Origin of the sequence: Thaumasiovibrio clandestinus (genome assembly GCF_047250365.1) — a bacterium.
Lineage (GTDB): Bacteria > Pseudomonadota > Gammaproteobacteria > Enterobacterales > Vibrionaceae > Thaumasiovibrio.
In genome coordinates this window covers 88391-112738 of sequence record NZ_JBLBVL010000001.1, presented here as the reverse complement: position 1 = coordinate 112738, position 24348 = coordinate 88391, and the positions used below count along the sequence as shown (strand labels likewise).

At 44.9% G+C, this 24348-nt stretch carries 24 protein-coding genes and 1 riboswitch; of the genes, 23 read left to right on the top strand and 1 reads right to left on the bottom strand.

Features of this window, described 5'->3' with window-relative positions; genetic code table 11:
• The first annotated feature begins 26 nt into the window (after nt 1-26).
• The 14 genes from ACKLNH_RS00550 to ACKLNH_RS00485 all read left to right on the top strand — a co-directional run bounded on the left by ACKLNH_RS00550 (nt 27) and on the right by ACKLNH_RS00485 (nt 13595).
• Nucleotides 27-494: a DUF2846 domain-containing protein gene (locus ACKLNH_RS00550; protein ID WP_413110292.1), complete on the top strand. Its 468-nt coding sequence runs from the start codon at nt 27-29 to the stop codon at nt 492-494.
• 436 nt (nt 495-930) lie between these two features.
• On the top strand, nt 931-1833 hold the full coding sequence (locus ACKLNH_RS00545) for an amidohydrolase family protein (protein WP_413110291.1): 903 nt from the start codon (nt 931-933) through the stop codon (nt 1831-1833).
• A gap of 159 nt (nt 1834-1992) precedes the next feature.
• A complete protein-coding gene (locus ACKLNH_RS00540; protein WP_413110290.1) occupies nt 1993-2934 on the top strand; it encodes a sugar ABC transporter substrate-binding protein in 942 nt (313 codons plus the stop codon).
• Between the two features lie 59 nt (nt 2935-2993).
• Nucleotides 2994-4496 (top strand): sugar ABC transporter ATP-binding protein, encoded by a 1503-nt coding sequence (locus ACKLNH_RS00535; RefSeq protein ID WP_413110289.1) that lies wholly within the window; start codon nt 2994-2996, stop codon nt 4494-4496.
• Nucleotides 4497-4506: 10 nt separating this feature from the next.
• Nucleotides 4507-5487 carry an ABC transporter permease gene (locus ACKLNH_RS00530; protein WP_413110288.1) on the top strand — a complete coding sequence of 327 codons (981 nt, stop codon included), beginning with the start codon at nt 4507-4509 and terminating at the stop codon, nt 5485-5487.
• 27 nt (nt 5488-5514) lie between these two features.
• The gene (locus ACKLNH_RS00525; RefSeq protein ID WP_413110287.1) at nt 5515-6213 is read left to right on the top strand and encodes a FadR/GntR family transcriptional regulator; all 699 of its coding nucleotides are present in this window, start codon (nt 5515-5517) and stop codon (nt 6211-6213) included.
• Between the two features lie 110 nt (nt 6214-6323).
• Nucleotides 6324-6659, top strand: coding sequence for an L-rhamnose mutarotase (locus ACKLNH_RS00520; RefSeq protein WP_413110286.1), 336 nt, complete (start codon nt 6324-6326; stop codon nt 6657-6659).
• Nucleotides 6660-6670: 11 nt separating this feature from the next.
• Nucleotides 6671-7825, top strand: coding sequence for a CaiB/BaiF CoA transferase family protein (locus ACKLNH_RS00515; protein WP_413110285.1), 1155 nt, complete (start codon nt 6671-6673; stop codon nt 7823-7825).
• Complete coding sequence (locus ACKLNH_RS00510; protein ID WP_413110284.1) at nt 7822-8982, top strand: CaiB/BaiF CoA transferase family protein; 1161 nt, start codon at nt 7822-7824, stop codon at nt 8980-8982. The genes ACKLNH_RS00515 and ACKLNH_RS00510 overlap by 4 nt, the downstream gene beginning before the upstream one ends.
• Nucleotides 8983-8986: 4 nt before the next feature.
• Nucleotides 8987-9433, top strand: coding sequence for a MaoC family dehydratase (locus tag ACKLNH_RS00505; RefSeq protein ID WP_413110283.1), 447 nt, complete (start codon nt 8987-8989; stop codon nt 9431-9433).
• A 118-nt stretch (nt 9434-9551) separates the two neighbouring features.
• The gene (locus ACKLNH_RS00500; protein WP_413110282.1) at nt 9552-10709 is read left to right on the top strand and encodes an extracellular solute-binding protein; all 1158 of its coding nucleotides are present in this window, start codon (nt 9552-9554) and stop codon (nt 10707-10709) included.
• Between the two features lie 10 nt (nt 10710-10719).
• Nucleotides 10720-11475: an SDR family NAD(P)-dependent oxidoreductase gene (locus ACKLNH_RS00495; protein WP_413110281.1), complete on the top strand. Its 756-nt coding sequence runs from the start codon at nt 10720-10722 to the stop codon at nt 11473-11475.
• Nucleotides 11476-11477: 2 nt separating this feature from the next.
• A complete protein-coding gene (locus ACKLNH_RS00490) occupies nt 11478-12545 on the top strand; it encodes an alcohol dehydrogenase catalytic domain-containing protein (RefSeq protein WP_413110280.1) in 1068 nt (355 codons plus the stop codon).
• Between the two features lie 3 nt (nt 12546-12548).
• Nucleotides 12549-13595, top strand: coding sequence for a Gfo/Idh/MocA family protein (locus tag ACKLNH_RS00485; RefSeq protein ID WP_413110279.1), 1047 nt, complete (start codon nt 12549-12551; stop codon nt 13593-13595).
• A gap of 175 nt (nt 13596-13770) precedes the next feature.
• Here ACKLNH_RS00485 and ACKLNH_RS00480 read toward each other — a convergent pair whose 3' ends face one another.
• Complete coding sequence (locus ACKLNH_RS00480; protein ID WP_413110278.1) at nt 13771-14133, bottom strand: MaoP family protein; 363 nt, start codon at nt 14131-14133, stop codon at nt 13771-13773.
• A gap of 349 nt (nt 14134-14482) precedes the next feature.
• On the opposite strand from ACKLNH_RS00480, the gene cobT reads away from it, so the two are divergent.
• From cobT to cobM, 9 genes are all read left to right on the top strand, one after another.
• Nucleotides 14483-15508 (top strand): nicotinate-nucleotide--dimethylbenzimidazole phosphoribosyltransferase, encoded by a 1026-nt coding sequence (gene cobT / locus ACKLNH_RS00475; RefSeq protein ID WP_413110277.1) that lies wholly within the window; start codon nt 14483-14485, stop codon nt 15506-15508.
• Between the two features lie 579 nt (nt 15509-16087).
• Nucleotides 16088-16224: riboswitch (cobalamin riboswitch) on the top strand.
• Between the two features lie 90 nt (nt 16225-16314).
• Nucleotides 16315-17427, top strand: coding sequence for a cobalt-precorrin-5B (C(1))-methyltransferase (locus ACKLNH_RS00470; protein WP_413110276.1), 1113 nt, complete (start codon nt 16315-16317; stop codon nt 17425-17427).
• Nucleotides 17428-17467: 40 nt separating this feature from the next.
• Complete coding sequence (locus ACKLNH_RS00465; protein WP_413110275.1) at nt 17468-18136, top strand: precorrin-8X methylmutase; 669 nt, start codon at nt 17468-17470, stop codon at nt 18134-18136.
• A gap of 5 nt (nt 18137-18141) precedes the next feature.
• A complete protein-coding gene (cbiE, locus tag ACKLNH_RS00460) occupies nt 18142-19431 on the top strand; it encodes a precorrin-6y C5,15-methyltransferase (decarboxylating) subunit CbiE (RefSeq protein ID WP_413110274.1) in 1290 nt (429 codons plus the stop codon).
• Nucleotides 19428-20237, top strand: coding sequence for a precorrin-2 C(20)-methyltransferase (gene cobI, locus ACKLNH_RS00455; RefSeq protein ID WP_413110273.1), 810 nt, complete (start codon nt 19428-19430; stop codon nt 20235-20237). Before cbiE ends, cobI begins: the two co-directional genes overlap by 4 nt.
• A 20-nt stretch (nt 20238-20257) precedes the next feature.
• Complete coding sequence (locus tag ACKLNH_RS00450) at nt 20258-21892, top strand: cobalamin biosynthesis protein (protein ID WP_413110272.1); 1635 nt, start codon at nt 20258-20260, stop codon at nt 21890-21892.
• Nucleotides 21889-22746: a sirohydrochlorin cobaltochelatase gene (locus ACKLNH_RS00445; protein WP_413110271.1), complete on the top strand. Its 858-nt coding sequence runs from the start codon at nt 21889-21891 to the stop codon at nt 22744-22746. The genes ACKLNH_RS00450 and ACKLNH_RS00445 overlap by 4 nt, the downstream gene beginning before the upstream one ends.
• A complete protein-coding gene (gene cobJ / locus ACKLNH_RS00440; protein ID WP_413110270.1) occupies nt 22739-23566 on the top strand; it encodes a precorrin-3B C(17)-methyltransferase in 828 nt (275 codons plus the stop codon). Before ACKLNH_RS00445 ends, cobJ begins: the two co-directional genes overlap by 8 nt.
• Nucleotides 23563-24339 (top strand): precorrin-4 C(11)-methyltransferase, encoded by a 777-nt coding sequence (cobM, locus tag ACKLNH_RS00435; protein ID WP_413110269.1) that lies wholly within the window; start codon nt 23563-23565, stop codon nt 24337-24339. The genes cobJ and cobM overlap by 4 nt, the downstream gene beginning before the upstream one ends.
• The last annotated feature ends 9 nt before the right edge of the window (nt 24340-24348 follow it).

Sequence of the window (24348 nt, the reverse complement as noted above, 5' to 3'; positions counted from 1 at the left end):
ATTTATTGATTTTATAGGGAAATTACATGCTAAAGAAAATTGGATTAGGTCTTGTTGTTATTCTAGGTTTAGGGCTGTCAGGATGTGCCACTGTACCAACAACAACGGAAACAGAGTCAAATCAAGCTAAAAAATTTGAACTTCCAGAACATGATAATGCCGGCATTTATGTTTATCGTACTAACTCATCACTTGGAGCTGCACTTAAAAAAGATGTGTTTATTAACGGTGAATGTGTAGGTGAAACAGCAAAAGGCGTTTTCTTTTATCAAGAAGTTGCAGGAGACAAAGAGCACTCAATTAGTACTGAATCTGAATTTTCACCTAATGCAATAACACTTTTCACTGAAAAGGGAAGGTTATATTTCGTAGAACAATACATTAAAATGGGTGTTTTTGTTGGCGGAGCTGGGGTTAAAATTGTTGATGAATCTGTTGGTAGAGCCGAAGTGCTGAAAACAAATATGGCGACCAAAGGTACTTGTTCATCATAGAGGGTCATTATCCACTTGCTATGCTAATGTATAGAGTTTTAGGGGTTTTTTGCTTTGTTTAAATGAATGTGTCAGATATATATGGCAGTTCTTAAAATGAGCAAGCTAGCCCCTAATCTAAATCTGTTTATTGTAGGTAATATCTTGAGTGAGACTTAGAGCCTATAAGTATTCATTTGACTTAAAAAATAAAAAGCAGTTGATAGTAGCTAGAATACCGCATTTTATAAACTGAATATTTTGTTACCAAAGCCCAATTCAAAGCTAAAACTAAGAAAGTCAGCTTCACTTTTTGAGTACGGATTAGTGACAGTTGCTATAATTTTATAGTTACTATTAAATTGCGCAAAAATGAGTGTGTATTTTTATATTAAATCACAGTTTAGCGTAAATATGTTTTGTATATTCGAAGTTTTGCGTGAGGAAAGGGCAAGGAATGCGAACAAGAAAAGTCATAGATAGCCATGTTCACTTGTGGGACCTTGAGAGCAACTATTATCCCTGGTTGATGGATGGATTGAGTGGTGAAGAAGGTAAATCAGGGTTGGAATCGATTGCTCACACATACTTAATTGACCATCTCGTCGAACACAGTGATGAGGTCGATCTCGAGGGTATTGTACATATTCAAGCTGATTACGATCCCAGCGATCCTGTTGGTGAAACACGTTGGCTCGATACATATGCAAATGAAGGTCGGTTAAAAGGTATCGATTTAGCGATTATCGGTTTTGTTGATCTGACGGCACCTAACGCTGAGTGTCTTTTAGAGCAACACTGCCATAGTCGGTACTTTCGAGGTATTCGACAAATGCTAAATTTTGTCGATAACCCAAGGTATTGCTGGGCGAGTCAAGATTATCTTGCTAACCCTCAATGGCGACAAAATTTCTCATTATTGAGTAAATATCAGCTTTCGTTTGATTTGATGTGTTTCGATCAACAGATGGAGGAAGCCAGTCGTTTGGCCGCACAACACGCTGACGTACCAATTATTCTGGAGCATTGCGGCATGCCTTGGTTAGGCGAAGAGCATGACACATTATGGCGTAAAGGAATCGAGGCGTTGGCCCGATGCGACAATGTTGCCTGCAAACTCGGAGGTTTAGGCACAATGCAGCCAAATTGGCAGTATCAAGATGCTCAGAAATACTTTGATCATCTGCTACACCATTTTGGTGTTGAACGCCTGATGTACGCGACGAACTTTCCAACGGATTCGGTATTTACCTCTTACCAGCAGGTGATTCGTAGTTTTAGCCATGCCATGTCACAGTTATCTGCGGATGAACAAGATCAAATTTTCCGTTTAAACGCGAGAAATTGGTATCGATTATAAATCAATCAATAGTGTGATGGAGTCCTCAAATAATATCATGCCTGGTCAAAAAAACAGCAAAGAGTGATCGCTGTCACACCGCTTGTTCATTTCCCACACTACCTTGGTAGTACCATGGTTCCATAACACCGTGAAAACTGAACTCTACAGGAGATAGGCATGAGAGGAATATTGAAAGGTATGATGGTTGTGGCGGTTGCAATGTCAGCCAATGTCATGGCCAAAGACGTCACCATCGGCGCGATCCTACTTGATACAAAAGGGGAGTGGATGTCTGAGGTGATGCATGGAATGAAAAAGGCTGGAGAAGATCTCAGTGTCAACGTTCGTATTGCTGACTCTAATGCAGACCTCGCTAAAGAAGCATCTATTATGGATAATTTTGTGGTTCAGCAAGTTGATGCAATCACTATTTCCCCACAAAACGATGAAGCATCCGCTGCGGCGTTTGACCGAGCGGTAAACAGTGGCATTCCTGTGGTTACTTGGAATTCAAAAGTCAATTCAGACAACATGAAGTACTTTGTTGGTGTAAACAATTACGATTTAGGTAAAGAAACTGGCAAAGTGGCGGTCGATTACATCCAAAAACACATGGATGGAAAAGCGAAGATAGCGGTTATTGGAACGAGTAAATATTCGGTGGGTATTGAGCGAGTAAATGGATTTCTTGACCAAGTTACCACACTACCAGGTGTTGAAGTTGTAGCCAGACAAGACGCTGAATTCCAAGAAACAGGGATGAGTGTAACGGAAGCGATTTTACAAGCTCAACCTGATACCGACATGATTTGGGCTTGGAACCTAACCTCTATGCTAGGGGCCTACGCGGCGGTCAATGCTCGCGGTGCATCAGACATTATTATGATGGGCACAGATATGAGCCTTGATGTTGCGCGTTTCATGCAGCAAAAAAATACGGTGCTGAAAGCTGTTACGACTCAACAGCCATTTGAAATCGGTTATCAAGCGGTACAAAATGCTTATGAATTAGCGACTAAGGGTAAAACCGATGACGAAGTTCTTGTGCCTTTAAAAACGTATGTATCTAGTGAGATGAGCGAACTTAAAGATTATATCGACTCAAGAGACTACCTCTAAATTAAACAGGCTGGTGTGGGTGACCACACCAGCATCTCGTGTTCAAATAGGAGGTGATTGTGAATTTGCCTTTACTGAGAGCGAAAAATATTTGTAAGCAGTTTTCCGGGGTTGAAGTGCTAAAGTCAGTAGACTTTGAACTAAAGCACGGTGAAATTCACGCGCTAGTCGGCGCTAACGGCGCAGGAAAAAGTACTCTTATTAAAATACTAACAGCAGCACACCTTGCTGATAGTGGTACAGTGACGCTAGAGGGGCATCCAATCCACTGTAAGACGCCTAAAGAGGCGAGTGAGGCCGGGATTAGTGCTGTTTATCAAGAGTTTAGCTTGATTAGTGATTTAACCGTCGCTGAGAATATCTTTCTTGGCCACGCCCCGAAAACAAAGCGTAACTTGGTCGACTGGGCTAGCATGCATAAAAAAGCACATGCATTATTGCAGCAGCTTGACTCAACGATAGATACAAAGAAGTTAATTGTTGATCTTAGCGTCGCAGAGCGCCAAATCGTTGAGATAGCCAAAGCACTCTCTTACCAAAGTAAAGTGCTTATTATGGATGAGCCTACTTCGTCCTTATCAGAAAAAGATGTACAAAAATTATTTAATGTTATGCGTAGGCTAGCTGCGGGTGGCATGGGTATCGTTTATGTTTCGCACCGATTAGAAGAGTTGCCCCAGATCGCTCAGCGCGTCACTGTATATAGAGATGGACGCTTTATCAAAACACTTTCTATCGAACAAGCGCCAAAATCAGAAATTATCCGTCAGATGGTAGGTGATAAAGTGGCGGTAGAAAAGCATATCCAACGTGAAGTCGGAGAGGTATTTTTTGAAGCGAAGTCTCTTCGCTCAGAGGGTGCATTTGAAGATGTCAGCTTCGAATTACATCGTGGGGAGATTTTCGGTATTACGGGCCTTGCGGGAGCAGGCCGAACTGAAATGGTACGTGCGCTTTATGGTGCGGACCAACTAGAATCGGGACAACTGTTTATTGAAGGGCGTCCGATAGATATTACCTCGCCGCGACAGGCTATTAGCCACGGAATTGCATTCATAACTGAAGATCGAAAAGAAGAAGGGTTAGTGTTAGATCATAGTATCAGTGACAACATAAATCTGACGGTATTAGAAAAGATTGCCAAGACGTTTGTTATTGATAAACAAGTGGAGCATAAACTCTCCGACAAGTTGATACATGATCTGCACATTAAATGTAACGGTCGCTCTCAATTAGCGAAAAATCTGTCGGGTGGAAATCAACAAAAGGTTGTCATTGCGAAGTGGATGGCGACGAAACCTAAAATATTAATTATGGATGAGCCTACTCGGGGTATTGATGTCGGGGCAAAAGCGCAAATATTTGAACTGCTGAGACAGTTAGCTGAAGACGGCGTGGGAGTGATCATGATTTCGTCCGAGATCCCTGAAATATTACAGTATAGCGATCGAATTATGGTAATGGCGGAAGGGAAGGTGACCTATACCGGTAAAAACGATGGCACCATAACCCAAGAGCAAATACTTAACTATGCAACAATGGCCTCAGGTAAGGCAGCATAAGGAGATAAGCATGCCAACGGACACTCAAAAACTTGTCGCGACTGGTGACAAGTTGAATAAACAGACTATCAATCGCTTACTGGTTAATAATGCACTCTATGTCGTTTTGTTGTTGCTGATTGTTGGCTTAACACTGGCAACGCCTAACTTCTTAACCGTTCCAAACATTACCAATATTTTAAGGCAGGTGTCGTTCCAAGCCATCGTTGCCGTAGGGATGACGATGGTCATTATACTGGCGCAGATAGACTTGAGTGTTGGCTCAGTCGTTGCGTTTGCTGCGGTAGTGAATGCAATGCTGATTAAGGCGGGTGTTCCGATGTCTCTAGCACTTCCGCTAACTGTCGCGTTAAGTTCAATGTGGGGGGCTTTTAGTGGTTGGATCACAGCGCGATTTAACCTGCATGCGTTCCTGGTCACGCTAGCCATGATGACATTGATACGCGGTGTGACTTATTTGATAACAGGAGGGTACCCTGTCAGTGGCTTGCCTATGGAGTTCTTAAAGCTTGGTTCTGGCTATTTCTTTAATATTCCGCTCCCAATTATTTATATGGTGGTGGTTTTTGCAGTTGGCATTTTTATTATGAATAAAACGCCATTTGGTCGTGCGATTTATGCCATAGGGGGAAATTCGGAAGCTGCCCGCCTGAGTGGTCTAAATGTTAATCGTATTAAGGTAGCTGTGTTTGCGATAACCGCTGGTCTAGCAGGGTTTGTTGGCATCATATTGTCGTCTAGGCTGATGGCAGGATCTCCTGAGTTGGGTATTGGTTGGGAGCTAGATGTTATCGCGGCGGTCATTATCGGAGGTACTAGCATGTTTGGGGGCTCTGGTCGCCTACAGGGTACTTTACTCGGCGTGCTTTTTGTTGGCATTTTAACGAACGGTATGATTCTATTGGACATCAATCCGTACATGCAGCAGGTAGCAAAGGGACTATTAATCCTTGGCGCTGTGGTACTTAACAGCTTGAAGCGTGACGCGTAATAACATAGTGATGTAAAGAAGGAAGTAATGGGTAAATTTAACTCTATCAGTAAAGAGACTGCGACGGAAAAGATCATCCGTCAAATCGCTGACCTTATCACCAGTGGTGAACTACAACCAGGTGAGAAATTACCCAATGAGCGTGAGCTTGCAGAGACGTTCTGTGTCACGCGTAGCCGATTGCGGGAAGCATTGCGCGCTTTATCTATGGTGGGAATGATTTCGATTCGAGCCGGCGAGGGTAGCTTTGTTACTGACCGACGTGCAACCCCACCGAAAGATGCCACGATGTGGATGTTTCATGATGCGCTCGACAGTGTAGAAGAAATGTTCGAAGCTAGAAAGCTAATAGAAACTGAAGTGGCACTGAAGGCATTTGAACGCATTGACGACGAAGGCAGAGTCAAGCTTACAGAGGCCTTTGAACAGTTGAGAAGTGCGAGTTCACTCTCTATCGAAAGCTATATGGATTGTATTGATAACTTTGATTTGGTGTTGGCTCAGCAGAGTGGAAACAAAATGTATTTCAAATTGACTCAAACACTGCATTTGCTACGTAGAGAGTCGGCGTTAAATACTTTGCGTGTCAAAGGTGGGATGGAATTTAGCTTTAGGTTACGCCAAGATATTTTTGATGCTTTTATCTCTAATTCGAAAGCGCGTTTAATTCAAGCTTTGGATTTATTCTTTGCACGTTCGAGCGATTATTACAAAGAGAATAACTAACATTAACAGAGGCAGTGCTCGAGATTGAAGCGTTGCCAATAATGAGATAGTGGTCGAAATAGAACGTATTGCAGATTGATTGGTACTACCAGGGTGCCAGAGGAGGGAGTGTGAGAGTCGGTAGTGTTATAGAAATTAAACCTGAAAGGATCGAAGAATATAACCAACTGCATGCTAACCAGTGGCCAGAGGTGTCAGCGGCACTGACTAAGGCTTGCTTGCATAACTACTCGATCTACTTGCGACGCTTTCCAGATGGCAAACACTATTTATTCAGCTACTTCGAGTACCGAGGCAGTGACTACCAAGCAGACATGGCGTTGTTAGCGTTGGATCCGAAAATTCAACAGTGGTGGGATATTTGTAAACCGATGCACCAGCCGTTTGAAGACAGGGCTGAAAATGAGTGGTGGGCTGAAATGGAAGAAGTCTTTCATCAAGATTAAGGAATACGGAAATGGCACAGCAATCTCTACCTCTTGAGGGTATGTTAGTCCTCGATTTTGCGCAGTTTCTTGCGGGACCATCGGCAGCACTTAGGCTTGCCGATTTAGGTGCTCGCGTGATCAAAATAGAACGTTCAGGCGTTGGCGATTTATGTCGCCAGCTCACGATATCAAATTTAACGTCAGGGGGGCAAAGCGGCGTTTTTCAAACGATTAACCGCAATAAAGAGAGCTATGCGGTAAATTTAAAAGACCCTGACGACCTTGCCAAGGTTAAGAAGCTCATTGTTCAAGCGGACATCATGATTCAAAACTTTCGACCAGGCGTGATGGAAAAACTTAGTTTGGACTATCGCTGTGTAAAAAACATTAATCCGAAAATTGTCTATGCCAGTGTAACAGGTTATGGCAACGAAGGGCCTTGGAAGTCGAAGCCAGGGCAAGATTTACTGGCGCAATCAATCAGTGGTTTGGTGCATCTTAATGGCAATGCAGATCAACCACCAATGCCGTTTGGATTGGCTGTCTCTGATATGGTAACCGGTGCCCACTTGGTTCAAGGGATATTGGCTGCGCTATTCAAAGTAGCGACCAAAGGAGAGGGGAGCCTCGTCGAAGTGAGTTTGCTTGAGTCAACGCTAGATTTTCAATTTGAGGTTATCACTACCTATTTAAATGATGGCAATCAGTTACCCAAACGCAGCGCGATCAATAATGCTCATGCTTATCTAGGCGCACCATACGGGATTTATGCGACCCAAGATGGTTACCTCGCCCTAGCTATGGGGTCGGTAGTCACGCTTGGCGAGTTATTAGATTGCCCTTCATTGATGGGTTATACCAATCAAGATGATTGGTTCGATCACCGAGATGAGATTAAAGCTATGTTGGTTGAGCACATAGCGACCAATACGACACAGCATTGGTTGGATAGACTAGAGCCGGCAGATTACTGGTGCGCAGAGGTGTTTGACTGGGATGGCCTGTCAGCCCATGACGGCTTTAAGCAACTTGAATTTACCCAAACGACGCGTCGGGAGGATGGGCATGAGTTTCATACGACGCGCTGCCCAATCAATATTGATGGAGAGCGCTTATATAGTGCGAAATCTAGTCCTCTGTTAGGCGCGAACAATCAAGCGATTGAGGAAGAGTTCAAATTATGACCCAGCAAATTGGCTTGCTTGATGGCCTCACTGTTCTCGACTTTAGTCAATTTCTTAGCGGACCTTCAGCGGCACTGAGACTCGCTGACTTGGGCGCTCGCGTTATTAAGGTCGAGAAGCCAGAGCAAGGCGATATTTGCCGTAAGTTATATGTGGCCAAACAAAAAATTGCGGGTGACAGTACCATTTTTCATGCAATTAATCGTAACAAAGAAGGGATTTCCATCGACCTTAAGTCAGCCAAGGGCTTAAGAAACGCCAAGGTCCTCATCCAGCAAGCAGACGTTATGATTCAAAATTTCAGACCAGGGGTTATTGAACGTCTTGGGTTGGGTTACGAAGAAATAAAACAACTAAATTCTAAATTAATTTATGCGTCTGTTAGCGGCTATGGAATGGGCAATGTAAAGCTTGAGAATAAGCCCGGACAGGATTTACTAGCACAGAGTATTTCAGGTCTCACATGGCTCAATAGCAGTTGCGAACAACCACCGACGCCTTTTGGGTTAGCCATTGCAGACCTTAGTGCTTCCTATCAGTTGGTGCAGGGCATACTCGCTTTGCTAGTTAGAAGAGCCAAAACCGGGTTAGGTGGAAAAGTGGATGTCAGCTTACTCGAATCTTTGATGGATTTGCAGTTTGAGGTCTTTTCCAATTATCTCAATGGTGGGGAGAAGAAACCAAGGCGGTGCAGTAACGCGAACGCACATGCATTGATGGCCGCCCCTTATGGTATCTACCAGACCCAAGATGGCTACATTGCCATCGCCAATACGGCGGTGAACAAACTGGGAGAGATCCTAGGACTGGAAGAACTGCGCCTGATGGATGATTCAAGGCTGTGGTTCACCGAAAAGACTTTTATTTTTTCGCATTTGCAAAATTTATTGGTTAAAGAGTCGAGTGAACACTGGTTGGATATTTTGAACACCAACAAGATCTGGTGTTCTCCGGTGCTAGATTGGCCTGAACTATTTGCAACAGAGGCATTTAAACAGCTCGATTTCTTTCAGTTGGTGCAACAAGGGCAAGAAGAAATGCGTACGACGCGTTGTCCGATAAGCATCGACGGTGAGGTGACTATAAACTCAAAGGGTTCACCAACCATTGGTGCCGATAACGCCAGAATTTATGCTGAATTTGGGCTAGAGGAGTAGGAATATGATTCAAGAAATTTACTACGAAGATTATAACGTTGGTGACGTTAGAACGACGCTCGGACGAACTATTACCGAATCGGATATTGTACTTCATGCAGGCCAGACTGGTGATTTTTTCCCCCACCATATGGATGCAGAGTGGTGTAAAACTCAACCTTTTGAGCAGCGTCTTGCTCACGGCACCCTGACATTCGCTGTCGGTGTTGGAATGACCGCGACGTTAATCAACCCTGTCGCGATGACGTATGGTTACGATCGACTGCGTTTTCCTACTCCTGTTCATATTAACGACACCATCTCAGTATCGGTCACTATTTTCGAAAAACGGGACCATCCTAAAAAGCCTGAATATGGCTTTGTTACTGAACGATTACAGGTAACTAAGCAGGATGGAAGTACAGTGATGGTTGTAGATCATATCTTGCTGGTGAATAAAAAAGTGTCTTGAACTGACACGTTTTAAACGAGCATTGATGATGCTTGCAATCAGCGACGGTTAACTTTACATGGTTACCACTGTTATTGTTAATCCTTAATTGGTACTACCACAACACCATGGAGGCATTGTGATTAAGAAAATTAAAGGTATGACTTGGGATCACCCTAGAGGCTATGCCCCCCTTGAAGAGGCTGCAAAACGCTATCAGCAACTACACCCGGATGTTGAGATTACTTGGGATCGTCGCTCATTGCAGGCATTTGCAGACAGACCTATTGATCTCATGGCGGCGGAATATGATTTGATGATCATAGATCACCCTCATGTAGGCGAGATCACTCGCAAGCAATGCTTGGTTGAGCTTGATACGGTTGGTCGAGATAGCGAGTTAGAGCAACTCAAACGTAATAGTTTAGGTCCTTCTCATGCTAGCTATTTTTATGATGACCATCAGTGGGCTTTAGCGCTTGATGCCGCTGCACAGATCGCGTGCTCGCGCCCAGATTTGATGGACTCTCCGGTACCAACTAACTGGAATCAGGTTATTGAGTTGGCAAAAAAAGGCACAGTATTGTGCCCGTTGAAGCCAGTTGATGCGATAGATAGCTTTTTTACCCTATGCGCGAATTTAGGCGATCCTGTCGCCCAGAGTCAGCAGGAGTTGGTTAAATTAGAAACCGCTCAGACGTGTCTAGAAATAATGAAGGCGCTAGCAGATAACGTTCCTAAATTCTGTTTAGAGTACAACCCGATTCAAGTATTTGAACTTATGAGCCAGCAGAACGATTTTGTATATTGTCCATTACTGTTTGGTTATACCAATTATGGCAGACCAAATTATCGCGATCATTTAATTGAGTTCCATGATATCCCTAGCTTTAGCCCTAGCCATGTGAAAGGGTCGATAATTGGTGGTACTGGCATTTGTGTTTCAAGTAAAAGTGAGTTCGTGGAACAAGCGATTGACTTTAGTTTCTGGCTTGCCTCAGAAGATGTGCAGAAAGGCTTTTACTTTGAATCGGGGGGACAGCCTGCTCATAAAGCCGCATGGTTGGATTCGAGGATAAATAAGCAATGTAATAACTTTATGACATCGACGATTCAAACCCTTGAACAAGCGTGGATTCGACCGAGATACGATGGCTATATGGGCTTAGCGGATGATGGTGGCGATGTCGTCAATGGGTTCTTGCGGGGCAAAGTGTCGATGGAAAAATGCATCAAACAACTCGAGTACTTGTATCAATATAGTTTGACTCACCCAGCGTCACAAAAATTTGAATAAGGAAATAAACATGAATCCAGGACTAGAAAATAAAGTTGTTGTGATCACTGGCGCTGCGCGCGGCCTTGGGTACGCTCAGGCGCAGGCATTTAAATCGGCAGGCGCCAAGGTAGTTATCACCGATCTTGACCAAGATGCGCTTTTAACCGCAAAGGAGCAGTTGGGTGGCGAAGGCGTATATATCTATCAACAGAATGTGAAAGAATTCGAGAAGACGCCAGCACTTATTAGCCGCATAGAGAGTGAAGTGGGTCCTATTTTTGGTTTAGTAAATAACGCGGGCGTACATCTTAAAAAGCCTATCTGGGATGTTAGCTTAGAAGAGTTTCAGAATATTAATGATATCAATGTTACTGGTGTATTTATGATGACCAGAGAAGTGGTAAAAAATATGATGAAGCGAAAGGAAGGTAGCATCGTCAATATTTCGTCAATGGGAGGGTTGATGGCGCTGCCATCTGCAACTGGGTATGTAACGACTAAGACGGCGATAGTTGGCTTGACTCGCAGCCTCGCGGTTGACTTAGGCCCTTATAACGTTCGTTGTAATGCATTGTGTCCCGGTTTTATCGACACAGAGATGACGCGCAAAGTGTTAGCGGGTGATCCGGCGCGAGCAGAGAAAATAAATGGACGTATTCCCATGCCGAGACTCGGTCATGGTGAAGATATTGCCAATGCCGCGGTATTTTTGTGCTCATCTCAAGGTGAATATATTAATGGACAGCTTTTGCCAATCGATGGCGGCTACAGCGTAGGATTTTAATTATGACCCAGGTACCTAATCAATATAGAGCGCTTTTGCTTAACGGCGCCAAAGATGTCTCAGTAGTTAAGTTTGAAACTGCCCCTTTGAGTGCTGGTGAAGTGCGTATCAAGCTCGGTGCTGCGGGCATTTGCGGTACGGATTTGCACTATTTTGCTGATTACGCTAACGCGGGGTTTGGCGTACAAACACCGCTAACACTGGGTCATGAAGCATCAGGTACTGTTGTCGAAGTTGGTGCTGGCGTGATTGGCATTGAATTGGGCGACAAAGTGGCGGTGAATCCTGTTGTTGCCTGCGGGCATTGCCGCCCTTGTGTTGATGGTAAACGCAACTTATGTGAGCGTAAGCGTTTCCCTGGCTCAGCCACAACAGTGCCACATATTCACGGTTTTTTCCGTGAGTATTTCGAGTTTCCTGCTGCTGCATGTACGGTGGTATCACCAGATACGAACTTAAGTAAACTGGCATTTGTCGAGCCGCTAGCTTGTTCGTTGCATGCCATAGAGCGAGCAGGACCGATGTTGGCTCGTCGCGTGCTGGTTAGCGGTGCTGGTCCAATTGGTATTTTTGCGGCTGCAGCGGCGAAAATTGCAGGCGCTTCGCGAGTTACGATGACGGACTTATGTGACAATACTCTCGCCATCGCTAAAAAAATGGGCATTGATGAAGTCATTAATGTTGCGAGTGATCCGCAAGGTCTGAGCGATTCAATAGAAATGTCAGGACTATTTGATGTTGTTATTGAGGCTTCTGGCGCAGTGGCAGCAGTAAATACAGGCATTGATAGCGTAAGGCGCGGAGGGACGTTAGTGCTACTCTCTAACTTGCCTGCTGGTGGGGTTAATATAAACGCCAATTTAATAATGCTCAAAGAGATTAATTTTCTTGGGACGATGCAATTTGGTGGCGAATTTGAGAAGGCACTAAGGCTGATCGTTAGCGGTCAGATAGACGTTTCACCTATGCTGACTGCCCAATATGACCTGTCGCAGGCAGAACAAGCGTTCGCAGAGGCGAAAGACAGAACCAAGTCAATGAAGATTCAATTGATTTCCGAAGGAGTGTAGTAGATGAAGATTGACTACTTGCCAGCGTTGCCGCAGAAAAAGCGGCCGATATGTATTATCGGCGCTGGGGGAATTGTAAAAGATGCTCACTTACCCGCTTATCAGCAGGCAGGGTTTGAAGTAGTGTCAATTTATAACCGTTCAGTGGGTAGAGCTGAAGCATTAGCTAAACAGTTTAATATCCCTGCGGTGTATGACTCGGTGGCGGAATTGGTCGATAATGCCCCAGATAATGCCGTTTTTGATCTTGCATTAATGCCAGCACAGTTCATTCCTGTTCTTGAACAGTTACCAGATGGTGCCAGTGTGCTGATTCAGAAACCGATGGGGGATAACTATGAACAGGCACGGCAAATTCAGGCGCTGTGCAATCGTAAGCAACTGAAGGCATCAATAAACTGCCAATTAAGGTACGCGCCTTTTGTTTTGGCAGCGAGAGACCTTATCAGCAAAGGCGTGATTGGCGATGTTTACGATATGGAGGTACGTGTTACCGTACACACACCGTGGGAGTACTTCCCGAATGTGATAAATCATCCGCGTTTGGAAATTCAGCAGCATAGTGTTCATTACGTCGATCTTATTCGCTCATTTTTAGGTAACCCTGAGCGTGTGCTTGCAAAGACGGTCGCCCATCCACTTAAGCCGATGTCCTCCACACGAACCAGCATGATCCTAGATTACGGAAACCAGATACGTGCGGTAATCAATACCAATCACGACCATGAATTTGGTATGAAGAATCAAGACAGCTTTATTAAGTGGGAAGGGACAAAAGGCGCTATTATTGCTCGACTTGGGCTACTAATGAACTACCCCGATGGATGTAATGATGAGTTTGAATACTGCGCATTGGAAGACGATGGGGTACCGGTTTGGCATACGATCCCATTGAAAGGCTCTTGGTTTCCGGAAGCGTTTATTGGCACCATGGCAGATAACCAACGCTTTAGCGAAGGTGAAATAGCCGAGTTGCCTACAAGTGTCAATGATGTCATTAATACCATGAAGTGTGTGGAAGAGGCTTATGCTATTTCGAGTGTTACGTAACTCGTAGGCTTTGTTGCATAAGTCATTGAACGAAAAATATCGGCTCTATTTTTTATTTAGTCATATAAAGCAGTAGGTATAGCTGGCCTCTCCCTGAGGGGCCGCTATTGAGCATAAACCTTACATCGAAACCAGCTATAATTTCCTTTCTACTTATAGACTAAGCTTAAGTTATTTAAAACTCTTCCTCTAAATCTTCTGAATCTATCGGGTCTGGTTCGAAAGCTTCGTTATGCTTATTTCTGCTATTAAGTGTATGAAAGCTCTTCCGTCCTCTGGCAAGTTGAATGTATTTCAACCACGTTTGTTCGATTTTTGACTTTGCCTTACCTGGATTGCGCAAAATCTTAATGAAATGCTTTTCTTCAGCATTTTCGGGAGTGATATCTCCTTCTTCCAAAGCCTGCAACGTTTGACCATATGAAGTCAGGATATAGTCCTCAATGATAGTAAAATCACCAGACTTGCCAAATCCGCGAGGAAATGCCTTGCTATCATGGAATCGTCGCTCTCCGACCCGAATATCACTTTCAACCATCTTTATCCTCAAAACTAACTGGTTAACCTCCGGGCAAAGTTATTTGCTAATTGGAAATAAATCCAACGAATAATTTTTGAGATGACTACAAATTTTTTTTGTTGAATACGGTGTTTTCACGTTAGGTATCATGTCGTTGTCAAGATAAAGCACGGTGTCGACTTTTTGTGCTTTGGTATTGTCGTCTTCGAGCGCTTTCAGACGCCGCGCATCCGAGGCATCCACCCCGCATACTCTAAAATAATGCATTCAAGTTTGGTCATTGATTTTTATTGATGAAAGGCGGTAGTCTGTAACTTACTTTCTCTTGTTTGCAGGTACGCAAACTCAGCCATCGAATATGGATATTATGAACCTCGAGCAAAAAGCAGCACGCATTCAACATATCATTGACAATAAAACCAAACCCCTCGGTGCATTAGGCGTTCTTGAAAAGACGGCACTGGAACTCGCATTGTTAAGCCCAGATCTAAGTATCACTAAGATTGCAGTCGATAAACCCGCATTGCTGGTGTTTGCGGGCGATCATGGTATTGCCGAAGAGGGAGTGAGTATAGCGCCAAGTGTGGTGACGACTCAGATGGTTCAGAATTTTTTGGCTGGAGGTGCGGCGATAAACTGTTTCTGCCGTGCGAATAATATTCCTCTGACCATCGTTGACACTGGGATCTTAACTGACATTGAACACCCTTCTCCAGATTTTGTGAAACAGCGTTTGGGTAGTATTACTAAAAATCTGGCAAATGAAGCAGCAATGAGCGTAACGCAAGTTGATCAAGGATTAGCATTGGGGCGTGAGTTGGTGCAACAAAAGATAGCATCAGGCAGTAATTTATTGATGTTTGGAGAGATGGGGATTGGGAATACCAGTAGTGCAGCGGCGTTGTTTGCAGCATTTAGTGGTGAGCCTGTCGCCAACTGTGTTGGTAAAGGGACGGGTATTAACGATGCTCAGTTAAATAAGAAAGTTTCGCTAATTGAACAGGCGTTGTCGCGAGTTCAACTATGTTTAGATCAGCCACTTGAACTGCTGCGTCAAGTTGGTGGTTTTGAAATTACCCAAATGGTGGGAGGATTTCTTGGGGCATCGCAACAACGCGTCCCTGTTTTAGTCGATGGCTTTATTGTCACCGTGGCGGCATATGTGGCAACCATCATAGAGCCTAATGTGCGAGATGTTTTACTGTTTGCCCATCGTTCAGAAGAGAGTGCCCATCACAGTGTGCTTAGCTACCTTAATGCTAAGCCATTGCTTGAACTCAATATGAGGCTAGGCGAAGGAACTGGCGCTGCTCTAGCTTATCCGTTGGTTAACGCTGCGGCTGAATTTTACAATAATATGGCGAGCTTTGAAGACGCAGGTGTAACCGTGTAAGTGCCACTGTTTTAGCTACAAAAGGAGCGTTATTGTACGCTCCTTGGCTATTTTAAATGTCAGTAATATTCCTGCTTTTGATGTTTAACTCATTTATGTCGTATAACAATAGCGTTCAACATGCAGATGATGCCTGTCACATTACCATTTGAAACTCGAGTAACTAAATACAAGTATTGATTTAAATCAATACTTGTATTTTAACGTTTGTATTAGGCAGTGCCTTATTGCTTTTTATGAATGATTGAAAGTAGCTATGTTTTTACTGTCTATTTTAACGTTTTGAAAATTAATGTAAGGTGAGTTGTATCGAATATTTCTTATTTACCGTGCGTATTATTAGGTAAAGGTATACTTAAAATGTATCTTTTATAATAATTTTTTTGGTAACGTTATCTTCGATGGTGCTTTAAATTAAATAGCTAAAAATCAATAAGTTAGATTGATTTTCGATACGTTTGATGTGTGGTTTTTTTATCAAATTGAAACGAGAGGTGATATTTTAGCAATGCTGATTTTAATTCATGCTTTCTCTTTGCGTTCAATTTAGGTATATTTTATTCGAAAGTGAAGATACTTTCACATTAACAATTATTTAGTAACTGCCAATTAACGTGCCAGTTTAAAGTGAATCAGGTGAAAATCCTGTACTGTACCCGCAACTGTAATCGAAAGTAATTTCGTAAGTCAGAGCCTGCTAAATAACGACAAAACTAATAACTACCTGGGCGGGAGCACTCAGCGTCGTTTATCTATTGATATCGACTCCTGCCCCTATTGTAATCAAACAAGCATTGAGACACTTTGTGGGCAAACTAAAACGTTCAAAATCAAATCAAGATCTCCGTGGTGGCTTCACTACTGGTGCTTTTGCGGCTGCGGCAGCAAGAGCTGCGGTAAAAGCCTTGATTGAACGACGCCCCTTCAGTGGGATTACCATTCAAATCCCCAATCGTGATTGGGCAACATTCTCTATACACCGTCTAGACATTAGCGATTCAGTATTGGCTGGCGTGATTAAAGACGCAGGTGATGATCCCGATTGCACCCATGGTTTAGAAATTCAGTGCTTAGCTCGACTGACCTCACAAAAAGGTATCTCTTTGCAGGGGGGGAGAGGTGTCGCTGTCGTCACTAAGCCCGGTTTAGAACTACCTGTCGGCAGGCCAGCGATAAACCCAGTGCCTTATGCCAATATCGTTGAGATGGCTAAGTTAGAATGGCTGAATGCCCCTTTAGATCTGCAAGATGAATTAGGTATAGAGTTAACCATTATTGTTCCACAAGGCGAACTCGCTGCTAAAGAGACGATCAATGCGCGTTTGGGGCTTATCGGTGGAATTTCCATTCTTGGAACCCGTGGTACCGTAAAACCCTATTCAACGTCTGCGTATGCTGCATCTGTTCGTCAATCTATTCAAATCGCGAACGCTAACCAACTAACGCATGTGGTACTAACGACAGGTAGCCGCTCGGAGAACGCCGCAAAAATATTGTTCCCAGAACTTGATGAAATGGCGCTTATTCAAGCCGGAGACTTTATTGGCATTGGATTACGTGCGGCCAAACGCTATCAGTTACAGCAAGTCACACTGGTCACCATGATCGGAAAGATGGGCAAGCTTATCTCTGGACGAATGATGACCCATGTGTCTGGGTACGGTATAGATTTCGACTATTTATCTCAGTTAGCCCTAGAGGAAGGTATCTCTTCACTTGTGTGTGCAAAAATTGCAAAAGCCAACACTGGGCGACACGCATTGGATTTGGTGCGAGAACAAAAAGCTGGGCCTTTCTTTAATCGGCTTTGCTATGAGGCTCGCCAACATGTGCTTAGTTACATCAATAATGCACTTGAGGTGGATGTCGTGTTAATTGATTTCAACGGCCAGCCACTGGGGCGATGCTGCAAGTATTAATGCAAGCGAAAATGGACAGCAAATTATTATGGATAACAGAATGGACTCGACACAAGTAGCCAACATGCAGCAGATAACCAAGCAAGGTCATCAAATAGAGACCGATTCGTTTTCTATCATCGATCATGAAATTGAAGCGTACCACGGTGGCCATCAGTTCGACGCTCAGCAGTGGCCTGTAGTCAGGCGTGCTATTCATACCACAGGTGATTTTGAGTTTGCAAAGTTATATCGCTTTAGTGAGGGTGCCATTGATGCGGGGGTGACTGCGTTGCAGCAAGGGTGCGCGATAATTAGTGATGTCACCATGATAACCAGTGGTATCAGCCCGCGTCGCACAGAGATTTTTGGAAATCAAACGTACTGTTTTATTAGCGATCCCGAGGTGATAGAACACGCTAAACAATCGGGTGAAACCCGTGCCATCTGGGCCATGCGCAAAGCGCGCGACTTAGGGTTACTTGATGGCGCTATCATCGGTGTTGGCAATGCACCCACGGCACTCTTTGAGGTGCTGCGCATGGTTGAGGCAGAGGAAATCAACCCCGCGCTAATCATTGGCATACCTGTGGGTTTTGTAAAAGCAGAAGAATCTAAACAAGCGCTGTTGGAACAACATCGGGTTAACTACATTGCAAGCCTTGGTCGTAAGGGGGGCAGCCCATTGGTCGTGTCTACCATTCATGCACTTTTGTATCAAACGGTGTAATTAGTATGGCGAGTATTTCTGTCATTGGCGTCCCTGAAGATGGCTGTCTAAGTCTGACCAGTAAAGCGGTCAATGAGGTGGCGCAATCGCGAATTATCGCTGGTCATCCACGTCACCTCGCATGGTTTCCGCAGTTTCAAGGCGATTTTCTAGATATGACGCAAGGTTTTTCAACCTGGCTCAGTCAAGTGATTGAAGAGAGCGAAGAAGGTGGGGTAACGGTCTTAGCCTCTGGGGATCCCCTGTTTTTTGGCATAGGCTCAACGCTGCTTAAGCATTTACCAGCAGAGGACTTACGATTTATTCCGACGCAAAGTTCCCCACAGTTGGCGTTTTCTCGCTTAGGGATTGCATGGAACCAAGCTCAGTTTCTCTCCGTACATGGGCGCAAGTTAGACGGTATTGCAGCGCAAATGCAAAGTGGCAATCTATTTGCCATTTTAACGGATGATAAAAATACGCCTCAAGTATTGGCAGCGCACCTAAAGCAGTTTAACCAGTGTTATTGGACATTATCTGTGTGCGAGCAATTGGGTGGGCTCGACGAGAAAGTGACTCGTTTCACTGTGGAAGAGCTAGCTGAAGCCAGTCACCAATTCGATAAACTTAATATGGTTGTCGCGCAGAGAAATCAGCGGTCTTCGTTATTTGAGTGGGGTGGCTTCGGCCAATTTGCTGCTGATAGCAGCTTTAGTAAGCGCATGCCGAAAAACGGTCTGATTACTAAACAGTCGGTGCGTAACCTTGCATTAACGCAACTCAAAATAACACCGGACGATGTCGTTTGGGACATCGGTGCAGGCTCAGGCTCGATTGCCATCGAAGCCGCTAAGTTTGCCTATAAAGGCCAAGTGTTTGCAGTGGAATGTAACTCACCTTGTTTCGAGGTAATTGAAGCTAACTGTCAGGCACACGCGACCGATAATGTGGCACTGGTTAAACAACAAGCCCCCTCTGGACTTGTAGACCTCACCGACCCGAACGCCGTATTTGTCGGTGGGTCGCGCGGTGCGATGAATGACATTTTAACTCAGGTTTGGCAGCGTTTACATTCTAATGGCCGTTTGGTCGTGTCAGCCGTAACCGTAGATACCGTGGGCGAGGTGTATCAATGGTCAAAAACCAATAATATCGAAATGGATGCCCAACTTATCCATGTTTCACACCTGCAGCCATTGGCCCACTATCAGAGGTATCAAGCAGATAATCCAATTCACCTCTTTACCTTTAACAAGCCAGATTCCGAACAGAAGACAGCATTATCAAGCTCAAATGAGCAGGGAGAAACAACATGATGGACACAGCAATGGGACAGTTATATGCCGTTGGTGTTGGCACGGGTGACAGTGAACTATTAACGCTGAAAGCGGTGCGTCTTATTCAAGAGGCAGATGTTGTCGCAATTCCAGAGAAAAACAAAGATCAGGCTGACTCCTTTGCCTGGCAGATTGTCACTGGCGCGATTGCTGAGTCGGATATCAGGGCAGAACGTTGCTTCTTGCATTTCCCAATGACTCGAGACGCCTCTGTTAACGTACCCGCATGGCAGTGTGCAGCGAAGACCATTTTAGCGCGGTTACAGCAAGGAAAATCTGTCGTTTTTGTTACAGAAGGCGATCCATCGGTATTTAGCACATGGTCTTATATTCAAGAGGAGTTGGCTGTGCTTGCTCCAAATATTGACCCGATCATCGTTCCCGGCGTTACCTCGATTACTGCCGTCCCTGCAGCCACTAAAATTCCGCTCGCCGATGGTAAAGAGCGCTTCTGCGTTGTACCTGCAACTTATGGTATCGATTGTTTGGAAATGCTTGTCAAAGAGTTTGACGCCATCATGTTAATCAAAGCTGGTCGCATGATCCCAGCCTTGTCAGCTAAGTTAAAACAACTTGGCCTTGAAGGGGCGGCGACTTACGTCTCTCACGCGAGTACGGATAAACAAGAGATCTACACCAACTTAGATCAGGTGCCTGAAGAGCATCGTTACTTCTCTATGGTGCAACTATCGATTCGTGCCCGCCGTGGCGTGTTACGTGGTACGCAATCTGTTGATGTAGTTCAGAATCAGGATGCGATATCCGATAGCAAATTGGCAGTGTGATTGGTTGTAAGTAATTGATTATGGAAGGTATTGCTATTTACGGAATTACAAAAAACGGTGCCGAGCAGGGTGCAAGACTCAAGCGTAGCCTACCGTTTGCTGATCTGTTTGTTGCGCCAGTCGCATTTAATGAAAACGGAGAGGCAAAACCATTAACGCTACCGCTAGCGGATTTTGTTGCACCACGCTTTGCTAACTACGATGCGCATATCTTCATCTGCGCTGCGGGCATCGTTACAAGAATAATTGCCCCCCTTATCCAAGATAAACGCACCGATCCAGCGGTGGTGTGTGTGGATGAGCAGGCAATGTTTGCGATCTCCATGCTGTCGGGTCATCGCGGTGGTGCGAATCAACTGACACAGCGTATAGCAGAGATTATAAAAGCGACCCCCGTCATTACCACAGCATCAGATGTGGCAGAAAATGTCTCTGCAGATATGCTGGGGGCGCGTTTTGGATGGACACTTGATCCGCTGTCAGAGCCTGCAATTACAAAAGTGTCAGCCGCGATCATCAACGATGAAGCGGTATTAATAGCCCAACAGGCTGGAGACAAAAACTGGTGGCAATACGAAAAGCGTATGCCAACTAACATTGTTTGCCATAACACACTGTCTGATGTGAATAGTTCCGACTATCAAGGGGCTATTGTGATCAGCGATCAGCGTCGTATTGAGATGGGGGCTTGGGATAACAAGTTAGTGTTATGGCGCCCCAAATCATTGGTTCTTGGCATTGGCTGTGATCGCAATACACCGATTTCAACGTTACAGGCTGGGTTAGAAGCATTTAGCCAGCAGTTTAATCTGTCATTGCAGTGCGTGAAAGCGATGGCGAGCATTGATTTGAAAGCGGATGAGCCGGGACTCAATCAGCTTTCGCAGCGAAACCAATGGGCATTTACCACATTTGCGCCCCAAGAGCTGGACAATATCAAAGGGATCCAAAGCCCTTCTGATTATGTGAAAAAAGTGACGGGTAGTAACTCAGTTGCAGAGGCGGCAGCGCTCAAACTTAGTCATAGCGAACAGCTTACCGTGCCCAAGTGGTGCTTTAAAAAAGACGGTTTCAACATGACGATTGCCTGCTGCCGCATCGCATTTAGTGAATCACTGAACAGGCACAATCGCAAAAACTGGTTGGGAGACGGGAAGCGTGAGTATAAGCCTAGTGACGGTGTCACTTTCAGTGCCATGCCTGAGGTAACGCACAACTTGTATGGCAGTGAGGTCGTGGAAGGTTATCGATGCAAGCCTAAGCATGTCGACCTTGATCGCCCAATGCTATTTCATACTCACCATTTGTTGCTGTGTGAAGGTGCGCGTTGCGCGAAAGCTGGCAGTAAGCACCTTGCACATGACTTGCGCACCATTCTAAAAGAGATGGGATTGGCGGCAGGTGACAAACGCATAAAAATAAGTCGTACCTTGTGCGCAGGCGCATGCCGTAACCGCTCAACACTGGCTATCTACCAACGTCCATCAAAGCTCGCCGACGGAAAACTGATTAACCATGGTATTTGGCTTCGCGGAGTGGAAGCGTTTTCTAAATCGACATGGTGTGAGCTTTTCAACGCATTGGCGACCAATCAACCTATTTCGAACATTATTGAATCTCGATATTTTGCGCCGTTTGAGGAAGTGAAAGAATGAAACGATTAAGACACTACACCAAGGGAACGGCGATAGTTTTAAGCTGTTTTGGCTCTGTTGTTGCACAAGAACGTTATCTAGATCTGCAAAGTAAAGTGCAAGCCCGCTATCCAGAATGCGAGGTTAGACTGGCAGTCAGTTCGCGTATGGTGATTAAGAAACTGGCGAGTAGCCACCAGCATTTCGAGCATTTACCGTCGGTACTGGCGTCATTAGACCTCGAGGGCTATCAACGTATTTTGGTTGTCTCTTGTTATCTTTTCCCAACGGATGAACATAAACAGGTGGAGATGATCACCCAAGGGTTTAAGTATTTTTCTTTATCAGCGATTGACCATACGCCAGCGATTATTCATCACACCCATTGTGCGACGGAACTGCTAGGAGAGCTAAATGAACACTTTAGCCAAGGCAGCGATATTAACTTGTTTGTACATCATGGTGCACCTTACCTTGATAATGCTGGTCATCAGGCCATCACGTATTGCGATACGTTGTTAGGGCAACTGTCAGACAAAAACATCTCCTGCTCACTTGAAGGGGCGACGCCATTTCATCTATTAAAAAGTGCCTTGCAAGACCGATTGCTATCTAGGCAGCAAGGGGAGTTTGCAGAGAAACCAAAACTGCGGATTATTCCGTTGCTTTTGGTTTCGGGTAATCACTTCATTAATGATATGGAAAGTATTAAGTGTCAGTTAGAAGAATATTGTGAGGTGGAATTGGCACAATGCGAGGATGGTACTTCGTTCAACTTGCTGTCTCTGCGCATCGTGAGCGATATCATTTTTAAACAGATCGACCAAGGGTTGCTGCGTCTTCGCACACCAAAAGAGGAGATGCACGGTGGCTAAGCTCTATTTAGTGGGATTAGGCCCGGGCAGCTTAGACTTAATGTCTGTACGTGCCCAGCAAGTGATCCAACAAGCAGATGTCGTGGTGGGTTATGGCTTATATGTCAAATTGATAGCGTCACTTATCGATAGACAGACGCTGGTTCGAACCGGTATGACCAAAGAGTGGCAGCGTGCTGATGCGGCTATTCGTTACGTGCAAGAGGGCAAAAATGTTGCCTTAGTCTGCTCGGGCGATGCAGGCATGTACGCCATGGCACCTTTGGTGTTTGAGTTGATTTCGGCCCATAACATCAATATTGCTGTTGAAACCGTGCCTGGAATTACTGCAGCGAATGCTTGCGCATCCCTTGTTGGTGCGCCATTGGGGCACGACAGTTGTACGATCTCGTTGTCTGATTTATTGACGCCGTGGGATGTGATTACACGCCGAATTGAAGCCGCCGCAATGGCGGATTTCGCCATTACCTTTTACAACCCACGTTCAAGAAAACGCCAGTATCATATTATTGAAGCCCAAAATATCTTGCTTAAGCACCGCGCGGAAGATACCCCTGTCGCGGTAGTCAATGCGGCGTATCGTGACGAACAAAGCGTGCAATTGTCTACGTTGGCTGCATTTACTGAATTGGATTTTGGTATGAATGCAGCAGTGATCGTCGGTAATGAAAGTAGCTACCGCTTTGAGGATTGGATTATCACGCCTCGCGGTTACAAAAATAAATACTCTCTTGAAGACGGTGAGACCAGAGAGGGTCAGACGCCAGGTCGATCACTAAAGAGCACGAACCAAAATATAGCGAATAAGGAAATTGCATGACCGTATATTTTATCGGCGCAGGTCCTGGCGACCCAGATTTAATCACCGTTAAAGGCGCAAAACTGGTTGAGACCTGCCCAGTGATTCTTTATGCCGGCAGTCTAGTACCTCGTGCGGTTATTGAGCGTGCGCGCTCGGATGCGAAGGTGTTTGACTCGGCGAGCATGGACTTAGATGAGATCACAAAAGTTTATACTGACGCGCATGCTAAAGGCCAAGATGTGGCACGAGTTCAAACCGGTGATCTCTCCATCTATTCGTCGTTAGCGGAACAAACTCGTCGCCTCAATGATCTCGGCATAGATTGGAAAGTCATTCCGGGTGTCTCTTCATTCCAAGCCTCAGCAGCGGCGCTGGGACAAGAGCTAACGTTACCGGAAGAGTGTCAGACCATCATCTTGTCGCGGGCATCAGGCCGTACGCCTGTACCAGAAAAAGAGAACCTTAAATCGTTAGCCAGCCATGAAGCAACACTCTGTCTGTTTTTAAGTGCAACCTTAATCCGCAAAGTGGTGCGCGAATTGAGTGATGTCTATCCGCAAGACTGGCCAGTGTGTGTGGTTGAAAAAGCCTCTCACCCAGAGCAGCGAATTATTCGCGGTACATTGGCCGATATTGCCGACAAAATGCACGAAGCGAAAATTCGTTCAACGGCCATGATCATTGTCAGCAAAGTGTTTGCGATTGATGATTTTGTCGACTCCAAACTCTACGACCCAACGTTCTCCCACGCTTGTCGCAAGGCAAAAGTGGTGGAATCAAGTGACGTATAAAGGAGGAGA

Excerpts from the sequence above, each read along its gene's own strand:
- ACKLNH_RS00550 (WP_413110292.1), top strand. The coding sequence starts at position 27 with ATGCTAAAGAAAATTGGATTAGGTCTTGTTGTTATTCTAGGTTTAGGG.
- ACKLNH_RS00545 (WP_413110291.1), top strand. The coding sequence starts at position 931 with ATGCGAACAAGAAAAGTCATAGATAGCCATGTTCACTTGTGGGACCTT.
- ACKLNH_RS00540 (WP_413110290.1), top strand. The coding sequence starts at position 1,993 with ATGAGAGGAATATTGAAAGGTATGATGGTTGTGGCGGTTGCAATGTCA.
- ACKLNH_RS00530 (WP_413110288.1), top strand. The coding sequence starts at position 4,507 with ATGCCAACGGACACTCAAAAACTTGTCGCGACTGGTGACAAGTTGAAT.
- ACKLNH_RS00525 (WP_413110287.1), top strand. The coding sequence starts at position 5,515 with ATGGGTAAATTTAACTCTATCAGTAAAGAGACTGCGACGGAAAAGATC.
- ACKLNH_RS00515 (WP_413110285.1), top strand. The coding sequence starts at position 6,671 with ATGGCACAGCAATCTCTACCTCTTGAGGGTATGTTAGTCCTCGATTTT.
- ACKLNH_RS00510 (WP_413110284.1), top strand. The coding sequence starts at position 7,822 with ATGACCCAGCAAATTGGCTTGCTTGATGGCCTCACTGTTCTCGACTTT.
- ACKLNH_RS00505 (WP_413110283.1), top strand. The coding sequence starts at position 8,987 with ATGATTCAAGAAATTTACTACGAAGATTATAACGTTGGTGACGTTAGA.
- ACKLNH_RS00495 (WP_413110281.1), top strand. The coding sequence starts at position 10,720 with ATGAATCCAGGACTAGAAAATAAAGTTGTTGTGATCACTGGCGCTGCG.
- ACKLNH_RS00490 (WP_413110280.1), top strand. The coding sequence starts at position 11,478 with ATGACCCAGGTACCTAATCAATATAGAGCGCTTTTGCTTAACGGCGCC.
- ACKLNH_RS00485 (WP_413110279.1), top strand. The coding sequence starts at position 12,549 with ATGAAGATTGACTACTTGCCAGCGTTGCCGCAGAAAAAGCGGCCGATA.
- ACKLNH_RS00480 (WP_413110278.1), bottom strand. The coding sequence starts at position 14,133 with ATGGTTGAAAGTGATATTCGGGTCGGAGAGCGACGATTCCATGATAGC.
- cobT (WP_413110277.1), top strand. The coding sequence starts at position 14,483 with ATGAACCTCGAGCAAAAAGCAGCACGCATTCAACATATCATTGACAAT.
- ACKLNH_RS00465 (WP_413110275.1), top strand. The coding sequence starts at position 17,468 with ATGGACTCGACACAAGTAGCCAACATGCAGCAGATAACCAAGCAAGGT.
- cbiE (WP_413110274.1), top strand. The coding sequence starts at position 18,142 with ATGGCGAGTATTTCTGTCATTGGCGTCCCTGAAGATGGCTGTCTAAGT.
- cobI (WP_413110273.1), top strand. The coding sequence starts at position 19,428 with ATGATGGACACAGCAATGGGACAGTTATATGCCGTTGGTGTTGGCACG.
- ACKLNH_RS00450 (WP_413110272.1), top strand. The coding sequence starts at position 20,258 with ATGGAAGGTATTGCTATTTACGGAATTACAAAAAACGGTGCCGAGCAG.
- ACKLNH_RS00445 (WP_413110271.1), top strand. The coding sequence starts at position 21,889 with ATGAAACGATTAAGACACTACACCAAGGGAACGGCGATAGTTTTAAGC.
- cobM (WP_413110269.1), top strand. The coding sequence starts at position 23,563 with ATGACCGTATATTTTATCGGCGCAGGTCCTGGCGACCCAGATTTAATC.